Origin of the sequence: Lichenihabitans psoromatis (genome assembly GCF_004323635.1) — a bacterium.
Classification (GTDB): Bacteria; Pseudomonadota; Alphaproteobacteria; order Rhizobiales; family Beijerinckiaceae; genus Lichenihabitans; species Lichenihabitans psoromatis.
The window spans coordinates 326,258-350,231 of sequence record NZ_CP036515.1; the positions used below are offsets into that span (position 1 = coordinate 326,258).

21 protein-coding genes and 1 tRNA gene are annotated in these 23,974 nt (G+C 64.8%); 12 read left to right on the top strand and 10 right to left on the bottom strand.

Going from position 1 to position 23,974, the window contains the following annotated elements; genetic code table 11:
* The first annotated feature begins 27 nt into the window (after positions 1-27).
* Entirely contained in the window at positions 28-306 is a 279-nt protein-coding gene (locus EY713_RS01600) for a DUF427 domain-containing protein (RefSeq protein ID WP_131113258.1), read from the top strand.
* Here EY713_RS01600 and EY713_RS01605 read toward each other — a convergent pair.
* From EY713_RS01605 to EY713_RS01620, 4 genes are all read right to left on the bottom strand, one after another.
* Positions 263-1,225 (bottom strand): formylglycine-generating enzyme family protein, encoded by a 963-nt coding sequence (locus EY713_RS01605; RefSeq protein WP_131113259.1) that lies wholly within the window; start codon positions 1,223-1,225, stop codon positions 263-265. The genes EY713_RS01600 and EY713_RS01605 overlap by 44 nt on opposite strands.
* Positions 1,222-2,403 (bottom strand): pyridoxal phosphate-dependent aminotransferase, encoded by a 1,182-nt coding sequence (locus EY713_RS01610; protein ID WP_131113260.1) that lies wholly within the window; start codon positions 2,401-2,403, stop codon positions 1,222-1,224. Before EY713_RS01610 ends, EY713_RS01605 begins: the two co-directional genes overlap by 4 nt.
* Positions 2,404-2,481: 78 nt before the next feature.
* Positions 2,482-4,251 (bottom strand): HAD family hydrolase, encoded by a 1,770-nt coding sequence (locus EY713_RS01615; protein ID WP_245572973.1) that lies wholly within the window; start codon positions 4,249-4,251, stop codon positions 2,482-2,484.
* A gap of 161 nt (positions 4,252-4,412) precedes the next feature.
* A complete protein-coding gene (locus EY713_RS01620; protein ID WP_131113262.1) occupies positions 4,413-4,616 on the bottom strand; it encodes a hypothetical protein in 204 nt (67 codons plus the stop codon).
* A gap of 295 nt (positions 4,617-4,911) precedes the next feature.
* Between EY713_RS01620 and EY713_RS01625 the strand changes: the two genes are divergently transcribed.
* Positions 4,912-5,676: a glutamine amidotransferase gene (locus EY713_RS01625; protein WP_425374359.1), complete on the top strand. Its 765-nt coding sequence runs from the start codon at positions 4,912-4,914 to the stop codon at positions 5,674-5,676.
* Between the two features lie 24 nt (positions 5,677-5,700).
* On the opposite strand, the gene EY713_RS01630 is transcribed toward EY713_RS01625, so the two are convergent.
* Both EY713_RS01630 and EY713_RS01635 read right to left on the bottom strand, forming a co-directional pair.
* On the bottom strand, positions 5,701-8,142 hold the full coding sequence (locus EY713_RS01630; protein WP_131113264.1) for a DUF3772 domain-containing protein: 2,442 nt from the start codon (positions 8,140-8,142) through the stop codon (positions 5,701-5,703).
* 102 nt (positions 8,143-8,244) lie between these two features.
* Positions 8,245-8,883 carry an arylesterase gene (locus EY713_RS01635; RefSeq protein ID WP_425374360.1) on the bottom strand — a complete coding sequence of 213 codons (639 nt, stop codon included), beginning with the start codon at positions 8,881-8,883 and terminating at the stop codon, positions 8,245-8,247.
* Positions 8,884-8,995: 112 nt separating this feature from the next.
* Here EY713_RS01635 and EY713_RS01640 point away from each other — a divergent pair, with 112 nt between their 5' ends.
* The 4 genes from EY713_RS01640 (at position 8,996) to EY713_RS01655 (ending at position 14,491) form a co-directional block, all read left to right on the top strand.
* Positions 8,996-9,712 (top strand): ABC transporter ATP-binding protein, encoded by a 717-nt coding sequence (locus tag EY713_RS01640; RefSeq protein WP_131119139.1) that lies wholly within the window; start codon positions 8,996-8,998, stop codon positions 9,710-9,712.
* Positions 9,709-12,306: an ABC transporter permease gene (locus EY713_RS01645; protein ID WP_131113266.1), complete on the top strand. Its 2,598-nt coding sequence runs from the start codon at positions 9,709-9,711 to the stop codon at positions 12,304-12,306. The genes EY713_RS01640 and EY713_RS01645 overlap by 4 nt, the downstream gene beginning before the upstream one ends.
* A gap of 73 nt (positions 12,307-12,379) precedes the next feature.
* Positions 12,380-13,906: a 2,3-bisphosphoglycerate-independent phosphoglycerate mutase gene (gpmI, locus tag EY713_RS01650; protein ID WP_131113267.1), complete on the top strand. Its 1,527-nt coding sequence runs from the start codon at positions 12,380-12,382 to the stop codon at positions 13,904-13,906.
* Between the two features lie 150 nt (positions 13,907-14,056).
* Positions 14,057-14,491: a DUF6481 family protein gene (locus EY713_RS01655; RefSeq protein WP_131113268.1), complete on the top strand. Its 435-nt coding sequence runs from the start codon at positions 14,057-14,059 to the stop codon at positions 14,489-14,491.
* Between the two features lie 61 nt (positions 14,492-14,552).
* On the opposite strand, the gene EY713_RS01660 is transcribed toward EY713_RS01655, so the two are convergent.
* Positions 14,553-15,488 (bottom strand): threonine/serine dehydratase, encoded by a 936-nt coding sequence (locus EY713_RS01660; protein ID WP_131113269.1) that lies wholly within the window; start codon positions 15,486-15,488, stop codon positions 14,553-14,555.
* Positions 15,489-15,572: 84 nt separating this feature from the next.
* Here EY713_RS01660 and EY713_RS01665 point away from each other — a divergent pair, with 84 nt between their 5' ends.
* From EY713_RS01665 to EY713_RS01685, 5 genes are all read left to right on the top strand, one after another.
* On the top strand, positions 15,573-16,484 hold the full coding sequence (locus tag EY713_RS01665; protein ID WP_131113270.1) for an HpcH/HpaI aldolase/citrate lyase family protein: 912 nt from the start codon (positions 15,573-15,575) through the stop codon (positions 16,482-16,484).
* Between the two features lie 64 nt (positions 16,485-16,548).
* A complete protein-coding gene (locus EY713_RS01670; RefSeq protein WP_131113271.1) occupies positions 16,549-18,054 on the top strand; it encodes a COG4223 family protein in 1,506 nt (501 codons plus the stop codon).
* A gap of 58 nt (positions 18,055-18,112) precedes the next feature.
* Positions 18,113-19,747: a heme biosynthesis protein HemY gene (locus EY713_RS01675; RefSeq protein ID WP_131113272.1), complete on the top strand. Its 1,635-nt coding sequence runs from the start codon at positions 18,113-18,115 to the stop codon at positions 19,745-19,747.
* A gap of 114 nt (positions 19,748-19,861) precedes the next feature.
* Positions 19,862-19,946, top strand: a tRNA-Leu gene (locus tag EY713_RS01680).
* A gap of 109 nt (positions 19,947-20,055) precedes the next feature.
* Positions 20,056-20,490 (top strand): SRPBCC domain-containing protein, encoded by a 435-nt coding sequence (locus EY713_RS01685; protein ID WP_131113273.1) that lies wholly within the window; start codon positions 20,056-20,058, stop codon positions 20,488-20,490.
* Positions 20,491-20,493: 3 nt separating this feature from the next.
* Here the strand turns inward: EY713_RS01685 and EY713_RS01690 are convergent, their stop codons facing one another.
* Entirely contained in the window at positions 20,494-21,231 is a 738-nt protein-coding gene (locus tag EY713_RS01690; RefSeq protein ID WP_131113274.1) for an SIMPL domain-containing protein, read from the bottom strand.
* Positions 21,232-21,328: 97 nt separating this feature from the next.
* Entirely contained in the window at positions 21,329-22,366 is a 1,038-nt protein-coding gene (locus EY713_RS01695) for an aspartate-semialdehyde dehydrogenase (protein ID WP_131113275.1), read from the bottom strand.
* Positions 22,367-22,532: 166 nt separating this feature from the next.
* On the opposite strand from EY713_RS01695, the gene EY713_RS01700 reads away from it, so the two are divergent.
* Complete coding sequence (locus EY713_RS01700) at positions 22,533-22,898, top strand: porin (RefSeq protein WP_131113276.1); 366 nt, start codon at positions 22,533-22,535, stop codon at positions 22,896-22,898.
* 82 nt (positions 22,899-22,980) lie between these two features.
* Here EY713_RS01700 and EY713_RS01705 read toward each other — a convergent pair whose 3' ends face one another.
* The gene (locus tag EY713_RS01705) at positions 22,981-23,907 is read right to left on the bottom strand and encodes an NmrA family NAD(P)-binding protein (protein ID WP_131113277.1); all 927 of its coding nucleotides are present in this window, start codon (positions 23,905-23,907) and stop codon (positions 22,981-22,983) included.
* Positions 23,908-23,974 lie beyond the last annotated feature (67 nt).

Below are 23,974 nucleotides of genomic sequence, written 5' to 3' on the forward strand. Positions count from 1 at the left end.
CGTTCAGCGAAGTTTGGAGACAACACCATGAAAGCCGTTTGGAACGACACGATCATCGCCGAATCCGACGACACCGTTGTGGTCGAAGGAAATCACTATTTCCCGATCGGTTCGGTCAAGCCCGGCCTCTTGAAGCCTAGCTCCCGCACCAGCGTCTGCCCCTGGAAGGGGACAGCCACCTATTTCACGATCCAGGCCGGCGGCGCCGAGAACCCCGATGCCGTGTGGCAATATGAGAGCCCGAAGGAGGCGGCCGCCAACATCAAGGGGCGCGTGGCGTTTTGGAAAGGCGTGACGGTAGCGTAACGACCGGCTTTTCGGACCGGCCGGCGGCAGGAACCGCCGGCGGCTTGTCGTCGAGCCGGCGGATCAGCCGAAAGCCGATGCTTTGATCGGCAGCGCCGGTCTCGTGAGCCGTGCAGGTGTTCAGGCTCACGACACCATCCACCGTCTCGTTACAGACGAAATATCTTGGTTTGCCGTCTCCGATCGCCATCGAGCTCGAGGTCCACTCAGCCAAGGGGCCGGACGTGTCGATCAGCCCGAGCGCATTCGGGGTAGGCACCGGCAAGGCTCCATAGGTGCCGTCAGTCAGCGCCTTGTCGGCACCCCGGATCGCGATCTGCCATTCGGGGATCGTCGGCAAGCGATAGCCCGTCAGGGTCGGTTCGATCACGGCGCGATCGATCCCCTCAGGCGGGACCGACGATCGGATCGGCTGACCGTCCTGACTGCGATAGACCGCGTCGAGCCCCTGCATCTCGCTCAGCGCATTGGCCCAGACGGCTGCGTCGCGCCACGACACGTGGGAGACGGGCTTGGCCGGATCGCTCCGGTCGCAAGCGCCACACGGGGGCTCGAATTGATAGCCGTGCAGGATGGCCCAGACCGTCACCTCGTCGAATAGGCGTGCTCGCACCTCGCCGCGCATCACGCGGTATCCAGCCGTATCGGCGTTGAACAAGGCGCGATAATCGCGCATGCCGCTGGCTCGACCCACGTAGTAACGGCCCGCCGGCACCGTATCCTCAACCACGCGCGGCTCCGGCGTCTCGGGCTTCGCGAGGGCGGGCTTTGGCTTGGCAGCCTTGAGATGCGGCTTCTGCTTGACCGTGATCGGTGGCGGATTTTGCCCCACAGCCGCGGCCTCCTTGGCCCAGGCCACGGATCCGCCGGTCGCCACGTGGAGCAGCGCCACCAGAAGAACGGACGCGAATGGCCTCATGCGGGCCGATTGTCCCGCAGGAAGGTGGCGATCCGGTCGAGCGCGATCTCGATATTGGCCGTGGAATTGGCGTAGCTGAGCCGCAGATAGCCTTCGCCATAGACCCCGAAATCCGGTCCGCCGATGGTGGCGACACCGGCCTGCTCGAGCAGCGCCGAGGCGAGCGGCTTGGCGCGCCATCCGGTCTCGGTGATGTTCGGAAAGGCATAGAACGCGCCTTTCGGCACGATGGCGCTCACACCCGGAATGGCATTGAGCCCGGCGACCGTCACGGCACGCCGGCGATCAAACTCGGCCACCATGTCGTGCGCCGCATCCTGCGGGCCCTCCAGGGCCGCGATCCCGGCCCATTGGGCGGGCGCGTTGGTGCAGGAAAAGCTATTCACGACAAGCTTTCGAGCCTTGTCGTAAAGCACCTTCGGCCAAACGCTGTAGCCCATCCGCCACCCCGTCATCGCATAGGTCTTCGACCAGCCGTCGAGAAGGATCAGCCGATCGCGGATTGCGGGATAGGACAGCAGGCTGCGATGCTCCAAGCCATCGTAGATCATCTGGCCATAAATCTCGTCCGACATGATCGCCACATCGGGAAACCGCGCGAGTCCCTCGACAAGCGCGTCGATCTCGGCCTTCGGTGTAACGCCACCGGTCGGGTTGGCGGGCGAATTCAGAATAAGCAGTCGGGTCTGCGGCGTGATGAGGCTCAGGGTTTCCTCGGCCGAAAACGCGAAGCCATTCGCCTCCCGCATCGGCACGGGAATCGGGCGTGCGCCCGTAAATTCGATCATCGAGCGATAGATCGGAAAACCCGGATCCGGATAGAGGATGTCGGCCCCCGGTTCGCCGAACATCAGGATCGCCATGAACATCGTGACTTTGCCGCCCGGCACGATCATGACGAGATCGGGCGACACCTCGACGCCGAGGCGGCGATGCAGGTCGGCCGCAACGGCTTCGCGAAGCGGCAGGATGCCGGTCGCTGGCGTATAGCCGTGATGGCCGTCGCGCAACGCCTTGATGGCGGCCTCGACGATATGCGGCGGTGTCGGAAAGTCGGGCTGGCCGATACCGAGATTGACGATGCTGCGGCCCTGACGCGCCAGCTCAGTCGCGCGAGCCAGCACCGCGAAGGCGTTTTCCTCGCCGATCCGATCGAAAGCCGCGACTGTTGACAGCAATGACGCCTCCCCGTTGTTCGTGCCGCACAATCGCGATTGATCAGGCGGAACGCAAGCCGGATGGCGACCCGTTGAGGGTTAGCCGGCTGGTTCAGCCGGCGCGGTGTACCGTTGCTCGATCGCGGTTCGGATCAGCTTGCGGGCCTCGGGGATCGCGATGCCCTCATGGGCTTCGATCCCGGCGACCTCGTCGGCGAGGTCGCCGTCCTTGATCGAGCTTCGCATCCAGGTCGAAAAATCCGCGTGCTGCAGGTGATGACGATAGGTCTCCTCGTCGACACCTTCGCCGATCTGCAGAAACAGCATCAAGTTCTGCGCCCTCAGATTGAGCGCCGCATGCTGGCCGCGGAAGAAAAAACTACGATCTTCGCCGAGCGTGCCTTCCGCGTATTTCCGCGTATGGCGCTTCATCGCGTTGCGGGGTTGGTCGACGCGGACCAGAAGTGGAGGGTTGTCGGTGCGGCATTCCCAGTAATAAGCCTCGCCCCTGTCGGGCGTGCGGTCGGGCATCGGCGGGCATGGCCGCCCGAGAACCTTACTGAGGCTGTCGATCAGCCCGGCGCTGTCCCGACCGATGCAGAGCACGATGCCGATGTTGCGCAGCACCTGCTTGGCCAATGTGTCTGGATGCACGGTGACGAAAATCGCGGGGATGTGCTCGCGCAGGTTCAGCCCGTCCCCCGCATCTTCGGTGCGGGGGAGCATGTGATGCGCCTCGTCGACCAGCACCCAATGCGGCCGGCCATATTTCGCATGGATGTCGAGGACCGGTGGAAACAGGCTGGCGAAGATCTGCGGACGATCCTCGACGCTGGATGCCAACAGATTGACGCAGACGTTGTTGCCGAGCTTCCGGACCGCATCGAGGACAGGCTCGGGCGTCACGACCGTCTTCGCGTCGCCGAAGGTGACGACGTCACCAAACTGGCCGTAATCGCCTTCCGGATCGAACAGGCAAAGCTGAAAGCCCGCATCCGACAGATGCTCGAGCAGAGCCGTCGCGAGGGTGGACTTGCCGCCGCCCGAGGTGCCGGTGATGAGGACGCTGCCTCGGTCGGGGCGCAGCAGGATATCCCGCTTATCGCCCGGTGTTTCGCCAATCCGAACCGAATGGCGCAGAATTGCCGCATCGATCAGGGCAGCCTCGTCGCTGAGCCAGGTGGCTATAACTTCGGCGACGCCGGCGCCCCGTGCCGCAGCCGTCACCACATCGGCCGCATCCTTCACGGCCGGAAGCGCATTGCCGACCGCCACGGCGCAACCACAGGTCCGCATGAACGCCAGATCATTCTCGGCATCGCCGGTCGCCACGACGTTATGGGCCGACAGGCCGAGATCCTCGAGCGCAGCGCCAAGGCCGGACGCCTTGTTGATGCCGCTCGGCAGCACCATCACGGCGCCCTTGTTGAAGATGATCTGCAAATCGAGCCCGAGGTCGCGGATCGCTTCGAGCACCGCGCCCTCGTTGGGCTCCCAGGTCGCCACGATCACCTCGCCAACCGAGAGCGGCTGGATCGACAAGCTCCGCAGCCGCTCGACGAATTCAGGTGGGGGCGGCGGCCCGAGCGGCCGCTTGTCCTTGGTGGCCGGTGTGTACAGCAAGGCACCGTTCTCGGCGACGACCCGGTCGAAGAGATCGAGGCGTGGACAGACGCGTTCAAGGTCCGGCAACTCCCGCCCCGTCACCATGATGAGGCGCCGACCGGCCTGCTTCAGGGTTTCAAGCGCCGTAACGGTCGCGCCGTCGAGCACGCCGTCATGCGCGATGGTTCCGTCGTAGTCCGTCGCCAAAGCCAGAAAATACGCCATACGGTCCGATTCCCAGCGCGACGACTTGCGCTCGTGCATCGTCGGCACGCCATCCGAACGGGGTGATGCTCAATCCGCTCGACAGGAACCAGGGCTCGACGCAAGACGCGATGCTGCCCAGTCTGCTGTTTCTTCATGACGCGCGAGCGACGTGCGGCGAACCGATGCGGACCCGTGCCGGAATGACGCGCGGAGCAGGTTCAATCCCAGGTGCCGGATCGAGCGCGCCGATCCGCTAGGGTTTCGCCAACCATGTCGATCGTCACGGACAGCGCTCGCGCCGCCGCAGGGTCCAGGCTTTCGAGATCGGCGCGAAGATAAAAAAGCGTCGTCAGAACAGTCTCCAGACGATCATCGTCGCTCATCGGCTGCGATGATTCATGCTCGGCCTCATCATCGTTCACCGCGTCTGTCCCCCGCGACCGCAATGACTAGGCCCAAACAACCCACTGACATCATGGCGGTCCCTGCCCTCATGTGGATGAATATGCCAGCGCGATGGGCAAACTGCTATCGGAGAGAGGAACAAACTCGTTTATCATTCGCTTGCGTTTTATTCTCACCACGAAGCGTCCGTAGGAGTGGCGCATAAGGCGCGGCACGATCTTTGCTGCCGCGTCTCCTGCCGCAAGCCGGCCTGGAGTCGCCTTGAACCAGAGTTTCGACATATCTTCGTCAACGACGAGCGGCTTGAAGCCTGTGCTGATCATCCTGCATCAGCCAACATCCACGCCTGGCCGGATCGGCCGCTTGTTGCGCGGGCTGGGCTATCGGTTGGACATCCGCCGACCTGTTCTCGGAGATCCGCTCCCCGACACGATGAAACACCATGCTGGAGCGATTATCTTCGGCGGCCCGATGAGCGCCAATGATCCGGACCCCTTTATCCGAACCGAGATCGACTGGATCAAGGTTCCGCTGCGCGAGAATGCGCCCTTTCTCGGCGTATGCCTCGGCGCGCAGATGCTTGCGTCCCACCTCGGCCAACGGATTTATCCCCATCCGGAGGGGCGCGTCGAGATCGGATATTACCCGATCACGCCGACACCGGCAGCCGAGGCGATGTTTGGCGGCGCCTTCCCGCGGCGTGTCTACCAATGGCACAACGAAGGCTTCGACAAACCAGCCGGGGCAACACTGCTGGCGACCGGGCTCGATTTCGAATGCCAAGCGTTCTGCCACGGCCCTGCCTTCGCGGTGCAGTTTCACCCGGAGGTCACCTACGCGATGATGTGCAAGTGGACCGTGATGGCGGCGCATCGGCTGACCGATCTTGGGGCACGCCCGGCCCGCGTGCATCTCGAGGGCTGGTTCCAATATGATGCGGCGGTGGCCCGCTGGTCCGAAGCATTTCTGCGCTCCTGGGTGTCGGGTGGGCGCGTTCCCGCACTCCCCGACCGGGCGATGCATGCGGAACATGCTTTTGCGGCGGACCCGGACGACGGCTCCGTGCTGATTCCCTAGGCCACGCGAGACAAGGTCTCGCCGTCAGTCGTTGGCGGCGGCCCGTTGCTTCTGCGGCATCTCGCTGACCTTGGCCGAGAGCCAAGCATCGAGCTTGTCGAGCGCCGGACTGGTGACCACCGGAGGCGGTGCGGGCACTCCGATGCCGATTGCCATAAAGCCTTTGTGGATCTCGAAAAGCAGATCGCTCGTGATCCGCTGCGACATCTCGACATCCTCGATGAAGCACATGAGCTCAAGCTTCATATTGGCTTCGCCGATCGACGCAAACACCACCTGCGGTGACGGAATGGACAAAATATGATCGTGGTCTTTCGCGGCTCCGATCAGGATGTCGCGGATCTGCTCGGGGTCGACCGCGATACCGACTGTGAATGGAATTCTGATCCGGCCAACATGGTCGTTCCGCAACCAGTTCTTGACGACGCCGCTCACCAGATTGGCGTTTGGGACAATCACGGTCGCGCGATCGAAGGTCTCGATCTCGGTCGACCGCACGTTGATGCGCCGCACATAGCCTTGCTCGTCGCCCACCACCACCCAATCGCCAACGCGGATCGCCCGCTCCCACAGGAGGATCAGGCCGGACACGAAGTTGTTTACGATCGACTGCAAGCCGAAACCAATACCGACCGACAAGGCGCCGGCGACGATCGCGAGTCGCTCGACACTCAAACCGAGTTGGCTGAGCCCGAGCGACACCGCCACCAGGAAGCCGAGATAGCCGAGACTCGTCTTGATCGAATTCTGCAGCCCGGTGTCGAGCCGCGTGTGCGGCAGGAACTTGACCTCGAGCCAGCGTTGAACGGCGCGGGTGACGCCGATGCCGCCGAGAAACAGCACGATCGCGATGGCGATCGAGGATGGCGAGATCGTCACGTCGCCGATCGAGAAGCCGAAGAAAGCAGCCTGGACGGTCGACAGCATGTCGCCCGATTCAATCCGCCATGGCGCGAGAGCCAGCAGGATCGCGATCGTGATCAGCACGACCCGAATAGCGCCGCTCAACAAAATGCCGATCAGATCGAGCGAATCGCGCCGTAAGCCGAGCGTCTGCGTCATGGCGCGCCCAAGCCGATGGTTGGGCAGGAACCCGGTCTCGATCCCCTCGTCGGTCAGCGTCAGCAACATGTAGAGCAGGATGCCGATCGCTGTGACGACCGCAATCTGCAGGACCAGAAAGGCCGCAAAAGCGATGAACCCGGTCAGCAGCGCCGAGACCAGAATGGCAATTAACAGCCAGAACAGCAGGCGCAGCGGATTGGACCAATCGCGTCCGGCCGTCTTCGCCCGCGGCGCCTTATCGGACGCATCGCTTGGCCCGAGCCCAAGCCGCTCCAAGGTCAGCAGGATCATGCCGGTCGCCGCGGCGGTCAGGAGCCCGCGCGACGCGATGGCGGTCGGGAGGCCGACCGAGATCGTGTCGTTGAGGGCTTCGACGAAACGCGTCAGAGCCACAATCGAACTGACGGCGATGACGAGATTGTAGAGGCGGATGGCGCCATTGTCGCTGATCGGCGGCAGGCGCCAGTTGCGACGGCGTGGCGACAGGAAACCTCTCGCGAGCCCCACATTGATGGCGACGATCAGCACGGCGCGGACGAAGGCCGATGCCATTCCTTGCAGCCGCGCGTTCAGAAGATCAAAGCCGATCAGCAAAGCCCCGATCAACATCAGAGCCATGATCGGGACGACGGCGGTCACGAACGCCACCCAGAGCGCCGCCGAAACCTTCCGCAGGCGTGAGGGGCCGACCGTATCGGTGTGACGCGCCGACACGCGTCGTCCGATCCGCTGGGCCGGTTCGTAAGCCGCCGCGATCAAGACCAAAAGGGCAATCACCACGGCGAGTTGCCAAGGCTCGATCTTTGCGGCGACGCCGGCATACCAATCCTGCGCCAGAAATCCGATCGCGCGGGCATCGGACGGCAATTCCGAGACGACCGGAATCCACAATCGTGGATCGAGCAAGCTGTAGGATTGGGCCAGCACCGACCGCGTGAACAGGCCACGACGCAGCGAACTCACCGTCGTTTCGAGCTGCGTGCTCTGGACGATCAGAACTTTGGCGCGTTTCAGGGTCGCGTCGAGGTCGTTGTAGAGCTTTTCCTGCGCGACCCGGTCGGCCGTAATGTCCGGCGACTCGGGCGCCGCTTTGGCGTCGGGCTTGGGACCAAGCTGAGCCAAGCGCGCTTTGGCGGCTTCGGCGCGCGGGGTCAATTCCGTCACGACCGCCTGAAGATCCGTCGCGACAGGGTCGATATCGTTTCGCAGCTTCTGCAACGCGGCATCGGACACATTGCTGCGCGTCAGAGCCGCTTCGATCTGGTCGAGCGTATTCTTAGCCGTATCGAGACGCGCGATGGGTGTTGCGGCCGGCGCCGACCCTTCCTGAGCCGACGCGACGAACCCCGAAACGAGGCACGCCAGGAGCGACAGGATGAGCAGAAGGGAGGAACGTTGCAAGGCACATCCATGACTGAGACGCGCGGCTTGCGCCACGATGACGCGACACGCGGGAGAGACCCTCCGCTTAAAACCTGCTCAATCGGGCGATCTTGCGACCGTTCACCCTTTTGGCGCAACCGAAACGACCAGCGCTTCGACGCTGGGCAGAATGTTTTGCACCAGCACGGCGACGCCCGCCTCGTTGGGATGGAGACCATCGGCGAGCTTGAGCTGCGGGTTTTGCGCGACGCCGTTGAGGAAAAACGGATAGAGCGGAACCCCGTGTTGTTGCGCCAAGGCCGGATAGATGGCTTGAAACTCATCGCCATATTGCTTCCCGAGGCTTGGGAGAGCCATCATTCCGGTGAGCAACACTTTTATTCCCCGCGCTTGGAGGCGGGTGATGATCGTGTCGAGCGTCTGCTTGGTCGTGGCCGCGCTGAGGCCGCGCAGCATGTTGTTGGCCCCGAGTTCCAGGATCACGGCATCGGTGCCATCCGGCACCGACCAGTCGAGCCGCTGCAGGCCGCCCTCCGCCGTATCGCCCGACACCCCGGCATTGGCGACCGTCACGTCGAGGCCGCGCGCCTGCAGCGCTTTTTGCAGGACGGCTGGAAAAGCCGCATCGGCCGGCAACATGTATCCAGCCGAGAGGCTATCGCCGAGCGCCACCACCTGCACGGGCCGTCCTGCCGCCTCCGCGGTCGAGGGATGCGCGGAAGCCGCACCAGAAACGAGGAGCACGACAAACGCGCGCAGCGCCTGACATATCGCCAAGGCTCCCCCATATGGGACACGAGCCGATCGGACGGCCGCGCTCCCGCACGGGATCGAAGCGGGGCGAGAGGATGCGGCAGGACAGGATGGCATGATGGCGGACCCGGTCGTTGAACTCGATGACGTCCATGTAAGTCTCGGACGCGGAGCCGCCAGGGTTCATATCCTCAGGGGCGTGAGCCTGAGCATCCCGCGCGGCCAAGCCGTGGGCCTCACCGGCCCGTCCGGTTCGGGCAAATCCACGCTGCTGATGGTGCTGGCGGGGCTTGAGCGCGCCCAATCCGGAACCGTGACGATCGACGGCACCGTTCTCAACCGCATGGACGAGGATGCACTAGCCCGGTTTCGTGGCGCGCGGATCGGCATCGTGTTCCAATCGTTCCACCTGATCCCGACCATGACGGCGCTCGAAAACGTCGCCGTGCCGCTCGAACTCGCCGGCGATCCCAAAGCTTTCGACAAGGCGCGCGCCGAACTCGCGTCGGTGGGGCTCGGCGAGAGGTTCTCGCATTATCCGGCGCAACTCTCCGGCGGCGAGCAGCAGCGTGTCGCGTTGGCTCGCGCCCTCGCGCCGAACCCCTCCATCATCGTGGCGGACGAGCCGACCGGCAATCTCGACGATGCGACGGGACAGTCGATCATCGATCTGATGTTCGCGACCCGCCGCGATCGCAATGCCACGCTGATCCTCGTGACCCACGACACCGACCTCGCGGCGCGCTGCGATCGCTCGATCCGCCTGCGTTCGGGCCTGATCGAGCCTCAGGCGACCCAGTCGGCAGATGCGGCGACACGCGTTGCGGCCCAATGACGGCCGCCTCGCTGCCCCGCGCAACGCCTGGTCGAACAGGGTCGTCGCTCGCGACGGTTCTCCGGCTTGCTGTCCGTGACCTGCGCGGCGGGCTGAGCGGGTTCTGGATTTTTCTCGCCTGTATCGCGCTAGGCGTGACCGCCATCACGGGCGTCGGCTCGGTCGCGGACGGCTTGGCGGAGGGGCTTGCTGTTCAGGGTCGCACGATCCTCGGCGGGGACGCCTCCTTCTCCCGGGTCGGAGCATTGTTGAGCCCGGAGGAGACCGCGCTCATCTCCGCTCGTGGTCGAACCTCGACGATTGGCGAAGTCCGCGCCATGGCGCGGCGGGCCGATGGCAATGCCACGCTCATCGACATCAAGGCGGCAGACGCGAGCTACCCGCTCGTCGGATCCGTGACGCTCGACCCACCTCAACCCCTTGCGGCCGCGCTCGACAAAGGCCCGGATGGCCTCTTCGGTATCGCGGCGGACGCCACGATTGCGGTGCGGCTCGAGAGCAAGATCGGCGACATTCTCGATATCGGCACCGGCCGTTTCGTGCTGCGCGCCACCTTGCGCCAGGAGCCGGACAAGCTTGCGGGCGGCATCGCACTTGGCCCGCGCGTGCTCATGTCGGCCGATGGCCTGCGGGCCGCCGGCCTTGCGGGTCCCGGCTCCCTCGTGCGCTGGACCACGCGCGTGGAACTCGCCAAGGCCGATGCGGCCCCGGTTGGTGACGCCGATCTCACGCGGTTCGTCGACACCGCCAAGGCGGCTTTTCCTCAAGCCGGATGGGACATTCGCACCCGCCGCAACGTCTCGCCGGAATTCGACCGCAACCTTGGACGGTTCACCCAGTTCCTGACCCTCGTCGGTCTCACCTCTCTGGTGATCGGCGGAGTCGGCGTTGCCAATGCGGTGCGAGCCACGGTCGAGCGGAAGCGCGCCAGTCTCGCGATTCTGAAATCGCTCGGCGCGCCCGGCGGGCTCGTCTTCGCCATCAGTTTGACGCAGGTGCTTGCAGTCGCGGCTGTCGGCATCCTGGCCGGTCTTGCGGCGGGCGCGGCGCTGCCTTTCGTGATCCTGGCTCTGTTTGGGCAATATATTCCGTTCCCGCTCGACCCGTCCGTCTATCCTCGCGAGTTGCTGCAGGGCGCGCTCTATGGCTTCCTGACCACCCTGGCATTTTCGCTCGGCGCCCTCGGCCGAGCGCATGACATTCCGGTTTCGGCTCTGTTTCGCGATCAGATCGACCCTGACCAGACGCGCCTTCGACGCCGGTATCAGATCTACGTCGGCCTCGCTGTCGCGGCATTGATCGGAACGGTGTTTCTTTTCACGCCCGACTGGCGGCTGTCGGCCATCTACATGGGGGCCACGCTGGTGGCGTTCGGCTTGCTCCGGCTCGTCGCTTTAGCCTTGATGCGGCTCGCGCGCGCCCTGCCCCATCCGCGCCGGATGGAAACCCGGCTGGCGCTCGGCAACATTCATCGGCCCGGCGCGCTCACGCCCTCCGTCGTGCTATCGCTTGGCCTCGGGCTCGCGCTTCTTGTCACGCTGACGCTGATCGACGTGAATATTCGCCGACAGATCGCCGATGCGGGTACCGGTGACGTGCCGAGCTTCTTCTTCGCCGACATCCCGAGCGACCAGCAGGACGCGTTCAAGCAATTCGTGACGACCCACGCGCCGGGCGTCAGCGTCGCAGCCGTCCCGATGATGCGCGGCCGGATCGTGGCGCTGCGGGGCGTGCCGGTGGCGCAGATCAAGCCGAAGCCGGGATCCGCCTTCGCGCTCGAAGGCGATCGCGGCATCACCACCTCGGATGTCGTGCCGGATGGCTCGACCCTGACGTCCGGCGCATGGTGGCCGGTCGGCTATAGCGGGCCGCCGCTCGTGTCCTTCGACAAAGGTCTGGCGGAGGGCCTCGGGATCGGGCTCGGCGACACGATCAGCGTCAATGTGCTCGGGCGCACCGTCACGGCCAAGATCGCCAGTCTCCGCCAAATCGAATGGGAAAAGCTCGGCATCAACTTCTTTATGGTGTTCTCGCCCAATACATTCGCGGGGGCGCCGCATTCGGATCTCGCGACCGCAACCTTCGCCAAGGGCGGCGGCGACGCGCCGGAAGTCGCCTTGCTGAAAGCCGTGGCTGGGGCTTATCCGACCGTGACGGCGATCCGCGTGAAAGACGTGCTGCAGACGCTCGATCATCTGGTCGGCCAACTCGCCTTGGCGATCCGGGGTGCGTCCGGTGTCGCGATCGTGGCCTCGATCCTGGTGCTGGCGGGCGCCCTGGCGGCCGGCCGCCGCGCACGCGTCTATGACGCCGTGGTGCTGAAGGTTCTCGGCGCGACGCGGCGCCGGCTTTTGGCGTCGTTGCTGATCGAATATGCGATCCTCGGCGGCGCGACGGCGCTGTTCGGCATCTTGGCCGGCGGCGGGGCGGCTTACTTCATCGTGACGCGCGTCATGGATTTCGGCTTCACCTTGGCGTGGGGTCCAGCCATCGGCGCGGCGCTTTCGGCCCTGGTGCTCACGGTGGTGCTGGGTCTTGCCGGCACATGGCGCATTCTTGGCGAGAAGCCGGCTTCGTTCCTCCGCGCAAGCTGACGACGCGGGCTCCTTCCAAACGCAGCCTGACGTGTTATGCGATGGGCCGCACCGCATCATCGAGGAGCCTAGCATGACGACCCCGCCCCGCCCCGTGATGCTGGTGATCCTCGATGGGCTCGGTCTGCGGAGCGATCGGGACGACAATGCGGTGTTACAGGCCCGCACGCCGACGCTCGATCGGCTTCGCGCCGGCGGACCGTCGGCCACATTGCGGACCGATGGTTTGAACGTCGGCCTGCCTGAGGGGCAGATGGGCAATTCCGAGGTCGGGCATCTTAACATCGGAGCCGGCCGCGTCGTGATGCAGGAGCTGCCGCGCATCACCCTGGCGGCGCAGGACGGGTCTTTGGCCCGGATTCCGACCCTCCGAGAGTTCATCACACGTCTGCAGCAGACCCGCGGTCGCTGCCATCTCGTCGGTCTCGTGTCGGACGGCGGCGTTCACTCGCACCAAACCCACGCCGTGGCATTGGCCGAGATCCTCACCCAAGCCGGGATCGGCGTCTATGTCCACGCCTTCACGGACGGACGCGACACCCCGCCCCGGTCCGGCGCGCACTATCTCGCGGCGCTCGAAGCCGCTCTGCCAAGCGGCGCTCGGATCGCGACGGTCTGCGGACGTTTCTATGCGATGGATCGCGATAATAGGTGGGAGCGGGTCGTCCAGGCCTATGATCTTTTGGTCGACGCCAAGGGTGCTCATGCAGCCGAAGCCGGCTCCGCGATCGTGGCAAGCTATGCGGCTGGATCAGGCGACGAATTCGTCCCCGCGACCGTGATCGGCGATTATGCGGGCATGCGCGATGGCGACGGTCTGCTGTCGTTCAACTTTCGCGCCGACCGCGTCCGCGAGTTGCTGGCCGCGCTTCTCGATCCGGCTTTCATCGGCTTCCCGCGCCAGAGGCAGGTGCGCCTCGCGGCGGCGGTCGGTGTCACGTCCTACGGCACCGAACTCGACAAGCATGTGGAAACGCTGTTTCCGCCACAGAACCTCGACAACGTTCTTGGCGCCGCGGTCGCCAAACTCGGCAAGACGCAGCTTCGCATGGCCGAGAGCGAAAAATATCCGCATGTGACCTATTTCTTGAACGGCGGCGAGGAGACGCCTTATCCGGGCGAGGAACGCATTCTGGTGCCGTCTCCCAAAGTGGCGACCTACGATCTTCAGCCCGAGATGTCAGCACCCGAACTGACCCAGAAAGCGGTCGACGCGATCGACGGCGGGCGTTTCGATCTGATCGTCCTGAATTTTGCCAATCCCGACATGGTCGGCCATACGGGCGATCTCGCCGCAACCGTCAAAGCGATCGAAACCGTCGACACGGGCCTCGGCCGGATTGCCGATGCCATCGCGCGGGCCGGCGGCGCCTTGCTGGTTATCGCCGATCATGGCAATTGCGAAGTGATGCGCGATCCGGTGACGGGGCAGCCGCATACAGCGCATACGACAAATCCAGTGCCGGTGATCCTCTCGGCCGGCAACGGGCTCTCCATCACCGACGGCAAACTGGCCGATGTGGCCCCGACCTTGCTTGACCTGATGGGCGTCGTTCAACCGGCCGAAATGACCGGTCGATCGCTCATCACGCGCGTTTAGGCCGTTTTCGGCGGTCAAATCCCGGCAAACCGACTGTGATGTCTTCCAAAGCGCACCATATTGGAGTAGCAGGCAATCGCGGCGTCGAGTCTGCGGCGAACGATCGCCGCCCGCTTTCCCATCGACCAGCACGCTAATCCAGGGACAATCTTGGCCAAGTTCAAAGACACCAATTTCACCGATCGCCAGCAGACGGCAGCTCAAGCCAAGCAGGCGCTGCTCGAAAAATTCCGTACGAAGCCGGCTGACGACGATCCAGAAGTCATCGCGCAGCGGGAAGCGCGCCGCGCGGTTGTCGAAGCGCGCGAGGCGCGTCAGGCCGCCAAGGAAGCCGAGCGCGTCGAGCGCGAACGGATTGCCGCCGAGGAACGAGCCGCAATGGAGGCTCTCGAAGCCGAGGAACGCGCCGCCCGCGCGTTGGCCGAAGAAGCCGAGCGTCTTGCCGAAGAGCAGGCGCGCGAAGCCACCAAGGCAGCCGAGGAAACGGCTCGTCTCGAACGCGCCGCCCGGATTATCGCCGACGAGGTATCCCGCAAGGCCCAGCGCGATGCGAAATATGCCGCCCGCAAAGCACGCGTGAAGTAAGGTTGGCTGACACTGGCGAGTTCGTCGAGAACGAACCCGCGGTCCTCGGTTGCGGCGGGCGTTAAGCGAAGATCTGCGGGTCGACGTTTCCGCCACAGAGCAAGACACCCACGCGCTCGTCTTGGTCCGGCTGATACACGCCGGCCTGCAAGGCCGCCCAAGCGGCGGCCCCGCCGGCCTCGGTGGCGATCCGCCATTCGTCCCAAAGAGACTGACGTGCCGCGATGATCTGCTCGTCGGACACGAGCGCGATGTGGTCGACATAGAGCTTGGCGATCGCAAGATTGAGATCGCCGGTGCGCTTGGCCCCAAGCGAATCCGCCGCGACCGATTGCACGGTCACATCAACAGGATGCCCTGCCTGCATCGCGGCATGCAGCGCGCATGACCCGGCGGGCTCGACGCCGACGACTTTGACGCGCCCCGCGAACCAGGCCGCGATCCCGGCGATCAATCCGCCACCGCCCACCGCGATCAACACCGTATCGAGCGGTCGGAGCCGCAGGCGATCGAGATCCTCCTCCCATTCCGGCGCAATCGTTCCCTGCCCGGCCACTGTCTCGGCGGCATCGAAAGCATGGATCTGCTTCGCGCCGGACGAGGCCGCATGCGCTTCGCAGAGCGCCAGAGCGTCGGCATAGCGGTCACCCTCGACGAGCACTTCGGCGCCATAGTGCCTGATCCGCGAAATCTTCACCGGCGACGCCATCGTGGGCACGAAAATCCGCGCCGGCACTCCGAGGCTCTGGGCCGCGCAGGCCACGGCAGCGCCGTGATTGCCGCCCGAGGCCGCGATCACCCCGGCCTTCGGCACCGTCCCCGAGAGGATCGCGTTGAAGGCGCCGCGCGCCTTGAAACTGCCGGTGCGCTGGAGCGATTCGAGCTTGATTGAGATCGGCGGCCTTCCGTCCTGGGCCGCAATCTCGAACAGTGGCGTTCGTCGGAGGTGAGGCGCGATCCGTGCCCGAGCGGCCCGAATATCGTCGTGGTTCAGCATCACATATTCCGCGTTAGACGTTGACGTTGGTGTTCCATCGGCGCTTTGGCACGTCATGGCAACTTCACCTGAAAGCCGACACCCATGACGATCCGTCTGCGTCGCAGTGCGCTCTATGTTCCCGGATCGAACCCGCGTGCCATCGCGAAAGCCGCCACGCTCGACGCCGATGTGATCATTCTCGATCTCGAGGATGCCGTCTTACCCGACGAGAAGGTGCGGGCTCGCCAAGCGGTCGAGACCGCCGTGCGGGCGCGGGCCTTCGGGTCGCGCGAGGTCGTGGTTCGCCTCAACCACGCCACCACCCGGTGGGGCGCGGACGATCTCACGATCATCGCAGCAGCGGCCCCATCCGCAATTCTTCTGTCGAAAGTCGAAACCAGCCTCGATATCCTGAACATCGCCCGAAGCCTCGGCGACATGGGTGCGGCCAAGGATGTCCGGCTCTGGGCGATGGTCGAAACACCAGCCGCCGTCGCGGAGATCGGGGCCTTGGCGGGCGCAGCGGCCGATCCGGCATCGCGGCTCGATGTCTTGGTGATGGGCCTGAACGACCTCGCGCGCGCGACCCGCGTCCGGTTTGTGCCGGGCCGGGCGCCGATGCATGCGTGGCTTTCCGCTTGCGTCCTCGCGGCACGGCGCCACGGCCTCGCGATCATCGACGGCGTGTGCAACGACCTCGACGATCCCAGCGGTCTGCGCGCCGAATGCGTCCAGGCGAGAGACTTCGGGTTCGACGGCAAGAGCTTGCTCCACCCCGGGCAAATCGGCATCTGCAACGCTGCTTTTTCACCGACCGACGCCGATCTTTCGGAGGCTGCGGCGATCGTCCGCGCCTTTGACGAGCCGGCCAACGCGGGCCGCGGGACGTTGCGGGTCGGCGGCCGAATGGTGGAGGTGCTGCATGCCGAGATGGCACGGGCGACCCTCGCGACGGCGGCCGCGATCACGGCCCGGAACCAAATCGAGACGCCCAACGTCAGGAGCGGGCTTTGACCCCGTGTCGCTTATCGCGGTAGAGAACACGGGAGAATGAATGCGATTTGGGGAGGATGAGCGCATGGCGGATGAAGAGGTTCGGGTCCCCCCGGAACCGCGCCCGTTCGGCCAGGCGATGCCCAACCGCGGGAAGCCGCGTGATGCGGCCGTGATCGAGGGAACGGCCGAAGAACTCTTGCCGGCCGACGTGCGGGCCACCGACATCGCGGCGAACGATATCAAGGCCGAGCAGGATGAGACGCTCCATCGCGTCGAATCCGCCGCCCCGACTGACGACATGCTGCGCGATGCCGGCGAACCCCCGACAGAACCCGCTCGCTCCGGCGCGTTCGGCTCGGTTCCGCCGACCGGCACAGCTTCCGGCACCGAGCGGGTGTCGACGTCACCCATGGTAGAGCCCGCGACACCGCGCCGCTCCCGCATGCCGCTCTTGCTATCGCTCCTCGGCCTTATGTTGATTCTGATGCTCGGGGCGTTGCTGTACCGTCTCTACGATCCAGCGCCCGACGACAGCGTCGCAGCTTTGACGACAGAAATGAGTGGTTTGAAGCAGCGTATCGCGGCGCTCGAGGCCCGTCCGACTGCCGTGTCGGCCGCGCCGAACTTGGCGCCGCTGCAGGACCGCCTCAGCGCGATCGAGGGGACGGTCGCGCAGCTGAAGACCGATCTGGCCGACACGCAATCCGCACGCGACGCGTCGAAGACTGCCGCGCCGGCCGAAACAGCCGCCAATGCGGCCCCCTCAGTCGATCTCGGCCCAATTCAATCAAAGCTGGCCGACCTTGGCCAGTCCATCACGGCCCTCCAAGGCACCGTTGCGGCGCTGCCCAAGGTCGATCTCGGGCCGATCGACGCGAAAGTGGCCGATCTTGGCCAGACCGTGGCGTCGCTGCAAGGCGCAGTCGCGGCCCTGCCGCATGTCGATCTCGCGCCGCTAAGCCGCGACATCGCGGCCCTCAATCAACGCGTGACGCCGCTCGAAACGGCGCTGTCGGCGCCGAAGTCGGACGCGCGAGCGACCGAAGCGCGGCAGGAGGGGAGCGCGGCCGAAACGCGCGCAGCTCCCATCGCGGTGACGGCCCAGGTGATTGAAGGCGCGTTGCATGACGGCCGGTCGTTCATGCCGGAAGTGACGGCTTTGAAAGCGCTTGGGGTTTCCGAGAGCAATCTCGCGCCTTTGACGGCCGTGGCCGATAAGGGTGCCGCGACCGACGCGATGCTGATCACCCTGTTCGGGCAGGTTCGCGACAAGATGCTGGGCGCGGGCGCACCGAAGCCGACCGGCAATGTGCTCGACCGGATGTTGGCCAGCGCGCAAGGCTTGGTCAAGGTTCGCCCAGCCGGAGAGACGGCCGGGAACGATCCCGATGCGGTCGTGTCCCGCATCGACGCCGATCTCAACCGGGCCGACCTGAACGGGGCACTGGGCGAATGGCAGAAACTGCCGGACGATGGCAAGGCTGCATCGCAGTCCTGGGCGGATCGATTGAAGGCTCGGGTCGACGCGCAGGACGCCGCCCGCGCGATCGTGGCGGGTGCGGTCACGGCGTTCGGATCGACGAAATGAGCCGATTGCCGGCGCGCTCCCTTAAGACGAGACCGCACACCAGCAAGGTTGGACCCCGATGATCCGTGCGCTTGTCTTCTTCGTCGTCGTGGCCGTGCTGGCCCTCGGTGCGACATGGCTCGCCGACCATCCCGGCACCGTGCTGGTGACCTGGGGCGGCCAGGATTACCAGTTTTCAACTCTCGTCGGCCTGCTGGCGGTGCTGGTGCTCGCTGTCGTTCTGATGATCGCGTGGGCGATCATTCGATTCGTCTTCAATGTGCCTGCTGTCTTGTCGGTCGCCAGCCGCACCCGCCGTCGCAATCGCGGCCTCAAGGCCCTCTCGCGCGGCATGGTCGCGGTGGGCTCGGGTGACGCCGCTGCGGCCAAGCGTCATGCCGCCGAGGCCGGGCGGTTCATGCAAGGCGATCCCATGACGTTGTTGCTGAAGGCGCAAGCCGCGCAGCTTGCGGGGGATCGCGATGCGGCGCAGGCGATCTTCACGCAGATGCTCGACACGAGCGAGACCCGCGCGCTCGGCTTGCGCGGTCTGCATATGGAGGCGCATCGCAAAGGCGACCACCATGCGGCCTATATGTTCGCGTCCGAGGCCCAAAAAGTGGCGTCGCTCCCCTGGGCCGGGCAGGCCGTGCTGCAACATCGCGCCGCTCAACGCGATTGGGCAGGCGCGCTCGCAGCCGTGGAGCGCAACGCGGGAGGCGGCCTGATCGACCGGCCGACCGCCAACCGCCAACGCGCCGTCCTGCAGACCGCCATCGCTCAGGACTGTGCCGAGAGGAGCCCAGACGAGGCCATCCGGCTTGCGCGCGAGGCTCTTCGCGTGGCCCCGACGTTGGTTCCGGCCGCCGCTTTGGCTGGACGTTTGCTGGCCAGCAAGGGCGACCTTCGGCGTGCCGCGAAAATTATCGAAACCGCCTATGCGGAAACGCCGCATCCGGACCTCGCCGCGGCCTACATCAATGCGCGCGTCGGCGATTCGGCTCTGGATCGACTGGGTCGTGCCGAGACGCTGGCCAAACGCGCCGCGGGTCAGCCGGAGAGCCGTTTGATCGTCGCGCGGGCGGCGTTGGAGGCGCGCGAGTTCGACAAGGCGCGACAGATTATGGCGCCGCTCATCAACGGCGAGGAGGGCAGTCGTCCGACGGCCCGGACCTGTCTGATGATGGCCGATATCGAGGAAGCGGAACATGGCGAAACCGGCGCCTTGTTCGAGTGGCTGCAGCGTGCCGCCCGCGCCCCACATGATCCGGCCTGGATCGCCGATGGCATCATTTCGGACACGTGGGCGCCCGTCTCGCCCGCGTCGGGCAGGATCGATGCCTTTGTGTGGGAAATACCGAACGAACAGTTGAGCGCGCCCGAGCAACGCCGCATGGCGCTCCCGCATGATCGACAGAGTGGCCCCGGCACGCCACCCGAAGCGGATGGTCCTACGCGCTCGATCGAGCAGTCCAGTTCTGCCGCACCGAGTAACGACAGCACCACGCCGATCCCAGAACGTCCGATCGCTGGTGAATTGCCCCCACCGGTGCTCCCCACCGGCCCCGTCGAAGCCGCTTATTTGCCGCCCCCCATCAAGCGCCAAGGCTATCGCTCTGTCGTGTTTCCGCTCGCTGGTGCTCCCGACGATCCCGGACCCACGCGGAGCCGATATGGGGCCAGCGGCCCGCGTGACGGTCTCGATTTCAATTGAGCCAAAATCACTCCATCAGGGTTTGATTTTGTCGTGATGGTCGGTTAGACGAAGGAATGGTTGTTCGAGCCGACCGTCGCTGAAGCGGCAGTCGTCGGACGACCGAGGACGTGAGCGGGCGTGGTGGAACTGGTAGACGCGCCGGACTCAAAATCCGGTTCCGAAAGGATTGTCGGTTCGATTCCGACCGCCCGCACCACGTTTCTCGTCTGATCGTCCCGTTCTCCCGCCCTCCTCTTCCGAAGCCTGTGATTGTCGAAGGTTTGCGGACCGTCAACGCGTCGGGTTCAACACGTCGGGATGAAGCCATGAGCACGATCGAATCCGCCATCGACATCAACGCCGATGCTTCTGCGGTCTGGTCCGTGCTGACGGACTTTCTGCGCTATAAGGACTGGAATCCGTTCCTGACCGCGGTGGACGGCGTCGCGACAGTCGGCGACATCGTGACGGTTCACATCAAGATCCTCGGCGCTCCGTCGGTACCGGTCCGGGCCGAGATCGTCACGGTGAGGCCCGAGGCTGAGCTGATGTGGCGGAGCCATTTTATCGCGACGGGCCTCTTCGATCGCGATCACGTGATGCGGATTGCGCGGACCGAGGGTGGCTGCACGGTCACGCAGGTCCAGACGTTTGGTGGTCCGTTTGCCGCCTTTGCGAGTCTTGTGACCGAGCAGGCCGTGAAAAGCGGCTTGAGCGACATGAATAAGGCGCTGAAGGCCCGCGCCGAAGCGGGCGCTTGATCGCTACTGAAGGATTTCCCACCGCACGCTGACGGTCGCCCGCAGTGTGAGAGCGCCGGGCTCGACTGGAATTGGGGGCGCAGGAGCCGCCATGATGGTCGAGCGCGCCATTTTCGAGGCCATCATCGGCGTGTCGGCCGAGGTGTTGCCCGGTACGATCTCGAGAACTCGCCCCAATCGCAGCCCGAGCGCCCCGACGTAGATTTGCGCTTGCCGCATCGCGTCCCGCGTCGCATCGGCCTTCAAATCGTCGAGCTGCTTGGCCTGCTGGCTCGACGTATAGGCGATCCCCTCGATCGAATTAGCGCCTTTGTCGACCAGATGCGACACGATCGCGCCGGCTCGCGTCGCTGGTTTAACCGTGATGCTGAGATCGGTCGAGGCGCGAAACGAGCGCGGTGCGCGTGAGGTCGATCTCGCCAGCGCGACGTCGTCAGGGTAAATTGGGGTCAACGCGATCGAGGTCGTGGTCACGTCTTTCGCATCGATCCCATCGGCCGTGATCTGGTCGACGATGGCTTGCGCTGCCTTGGCGACATCGCTTGTCGCGGCTGTCGCGGTCGGCCGATCACTGACGACACCGAGTGAAACGGTTGCCGTATCCGGCGTGATCTCGGCGGTGGCCTGCCCCTCTGTCGTGATGAATGGCGCGGGTGTGGGTCCGACCTGCTGCGCCTCGACCGGTGCGGCAGACAAGACCACCGCCACCGCACAGCCGCTCAACAGAATTCGTCCGATCATCGAGACCCCCGCGACTATGAAGCGATTGTCGCCGTTCGGACCAGACCGACCGGCAAACTGTCCTGTCCGCAAGGGCGGCCGGGGCCGCCCTCAACGATCAAGCCGCGCTGGCTTGCTTCGGGGTGATGAGCTTGCGGTTCACCAGCACCTCGGCGATCTGCACGGCATTCAGAGCCGCGCCTTTCCGCAAGTTGTCGGAGACGCACCAGAGCGAAAGGCCGTTCTCGACCGTCGGGTCTTCGCGGATGCGCGAGATATATGTCGCATCCTCGCCGGCCGCCTCGTGCGGGGTCATGTAGCCGCCGGGCTCGTGCTTGTCGATCACGAGGCATCCCGGTGCTTCGCGCAGAATGTCCCGCGCCTCTTCGGCCGAGATCGGGTTCTCGAACTCAATGTTGATGGCCTCCGAATGGCCGATGAACACCGGCACGCGGACACAGGTGGCGCTCAACTTGATCTTGGGATCGAGGATCTTCTTGGTCTCGACCATCATCTTCCACTCTTCCTTGGTCGAGCCGTCTTCCATGAAGACGTCGATTTGCGGAATGACGTTGAAGGCGATGCGCTTCGGGAACTTCCTGGTTTCGAGAGCATCCGACACGAAGACGGCGCGGGTCTGCGCGAAGAGTTCGTCCATCGCTTCCTTGCCGGCGCCAGAAACGGACTGGTAGGTGGCGACGACGACGCGCTTGATCTTGGCCTTGTCGTGCAGCGGCTTGAGCGCGACGACGAGTTGCGCGGTCGAGCAATTCGGGTTGGCGATGATGTTGAGCTTGCTGAACCCCTTGATGGCGTCGGCATTCACCTCCGGCACGATCAATGGGACATCGGCATGCATCCGCCACGCGGAGGAATTGTCGATGACGACACACCCTTGCTGGCCGATTTTCTGCGACCAGGCCTTGGAGATTTCACCACCGGCGGACATCAGGCAAATGTCGGTCTTGGAGAAATCGAAATTGTCCAGCACCTTGCATTTCAGGGTCTTGTCGCCGAACGACACCTCTGTTCCGAGCGAACGGCTGGACGCGAGCGCCACGACCTCGCTGATCGGAAAGGCCCGCTCGGCCAGGATGTCGAGAATTTCGCGTCCGACATTGCCGGTGGCGCCGACGACGGCGACCCTAAAACTCATTGATTCGATCCTTAAAGGCTGTTGCGCCACGATGACGCCGGCTGATCCATAGGCGAGAGCACAGGCGCAAGCAACGATGGCGCCCGTGAGGCGCACCTCGTCGGAAGAGATATCGTGACGGCGCAGCATGGATTAAAGAAGGGTCGGCGACACTCAGGGACGACCGATGACACTCCTGTTCCGCATGATCTTAGCCGGGCCTCTGCTTCTGCTCTGCCCCATCACGGCCGGAGCGGCGGAGCGCAGCCCGCTCAAGGCCTCGGCGATCCTGCCGCTTGAGGATTGTGCCGGATTTGGCATCGCGATCCCTGGGAGTTCGACCTGCCTGCGTTTTTCAGGCGACGTTCGAGCCGAGACGATCGTGCGCCCTCGCACCGCGCCATCGAAACTCACAGGACGGGATCTTACCCATAGCCGCGTTGAGGGACGGATCAATCTCGACGCCCGCGCGCCGACGGAGTTCGGTCCGATCCGGGCCTATGCGTCGGTCCGGGTCCCGCATTCGAGCGCGCCCGATCTCGTGGCGCGCTGAGGCGACAGGTGGCGCCGTCGATCCTGTGCGCCGTCCCTAGCGCAGCGAACGGAGTTTCGCGCGTGGGGCCTTGGCTCCGCCGTCATCGACGAGGCTCCGGGTTTGATGCGGCGAAGGGGGCAAGCACGTCTTCGGCACGCGTCCAGGCCCTCGTGCCGTAACGATCATTGTCGAGGGACGCGAGTTTGCCGCGACCGCTCGACATGTCGCGCATATATTGCATTCCCTGCCACACTGGGAATGGCGTGTCGGTTTTCGGGGTGAGCGTCCGGGCTATCGTAATGACCGCGCTCAGCAGCCCGATGCCGCCGGCACGAAACAGCTTGTAGGGATCACCGGTCAGCCGCTGCATTGTGATCGCAAGATCGCGCGCGCTCACGACATCTCCGGCTATGCGGAGAAAGCGGGGCGCCGCGGCATCCAATGCTGCATCCGCCGTGTAAGCGGCGACATCGTCCTTCGCCGTAAAGTCGAGAGCTTGATCTGCATCGCCCCAGTAGAGGATGCGACGGATTTTGGGCAGAACGATCGGAGCCTCACCCGTCAGCAAATCCGCGAAGGCGCCGTTCAATATCGAGGTCGCGTGGATCGGCGACGCATCGATACGCGCCATGAAGGCGCGTCGCAGGTCCATGTTGCGATTGTCACCGGGACGCGTCCGGGTGAAGTCGAGCGAGAAATCGGACGGGATGAAGCGCGGCACGCCCGCCGCGACGGCTGCATCGAGCAAACGGCCCTGCAGGCCAAGGATGGTCGGCTCGAGCCCATTCAGGGACGAGACGACGCAAGCCGCACCCGTGAGTGCGGTTTTCAGCGCCGCGGCATTTCCGAAATCGACCTCGACAGGCGTCGCGCCCGTGGCGCGGAGTCGGGCTTGTTTCTCGCCCGAGGTGCCGACCCGGATCAGCGCCTGGACCACCACGCCCTTCCGACTTAAAGCGGCTGCGATCCGATGACCCAAGTCGCCTGTCGCGCCGACAAGAGCGACGGTCTGAACAGTGTCGCTCATGATGCCGATTTCCCTCTCAAGCCAAAACTGAACGACATCGTTCAGTTTTATTCTGGCGCTTGATGGC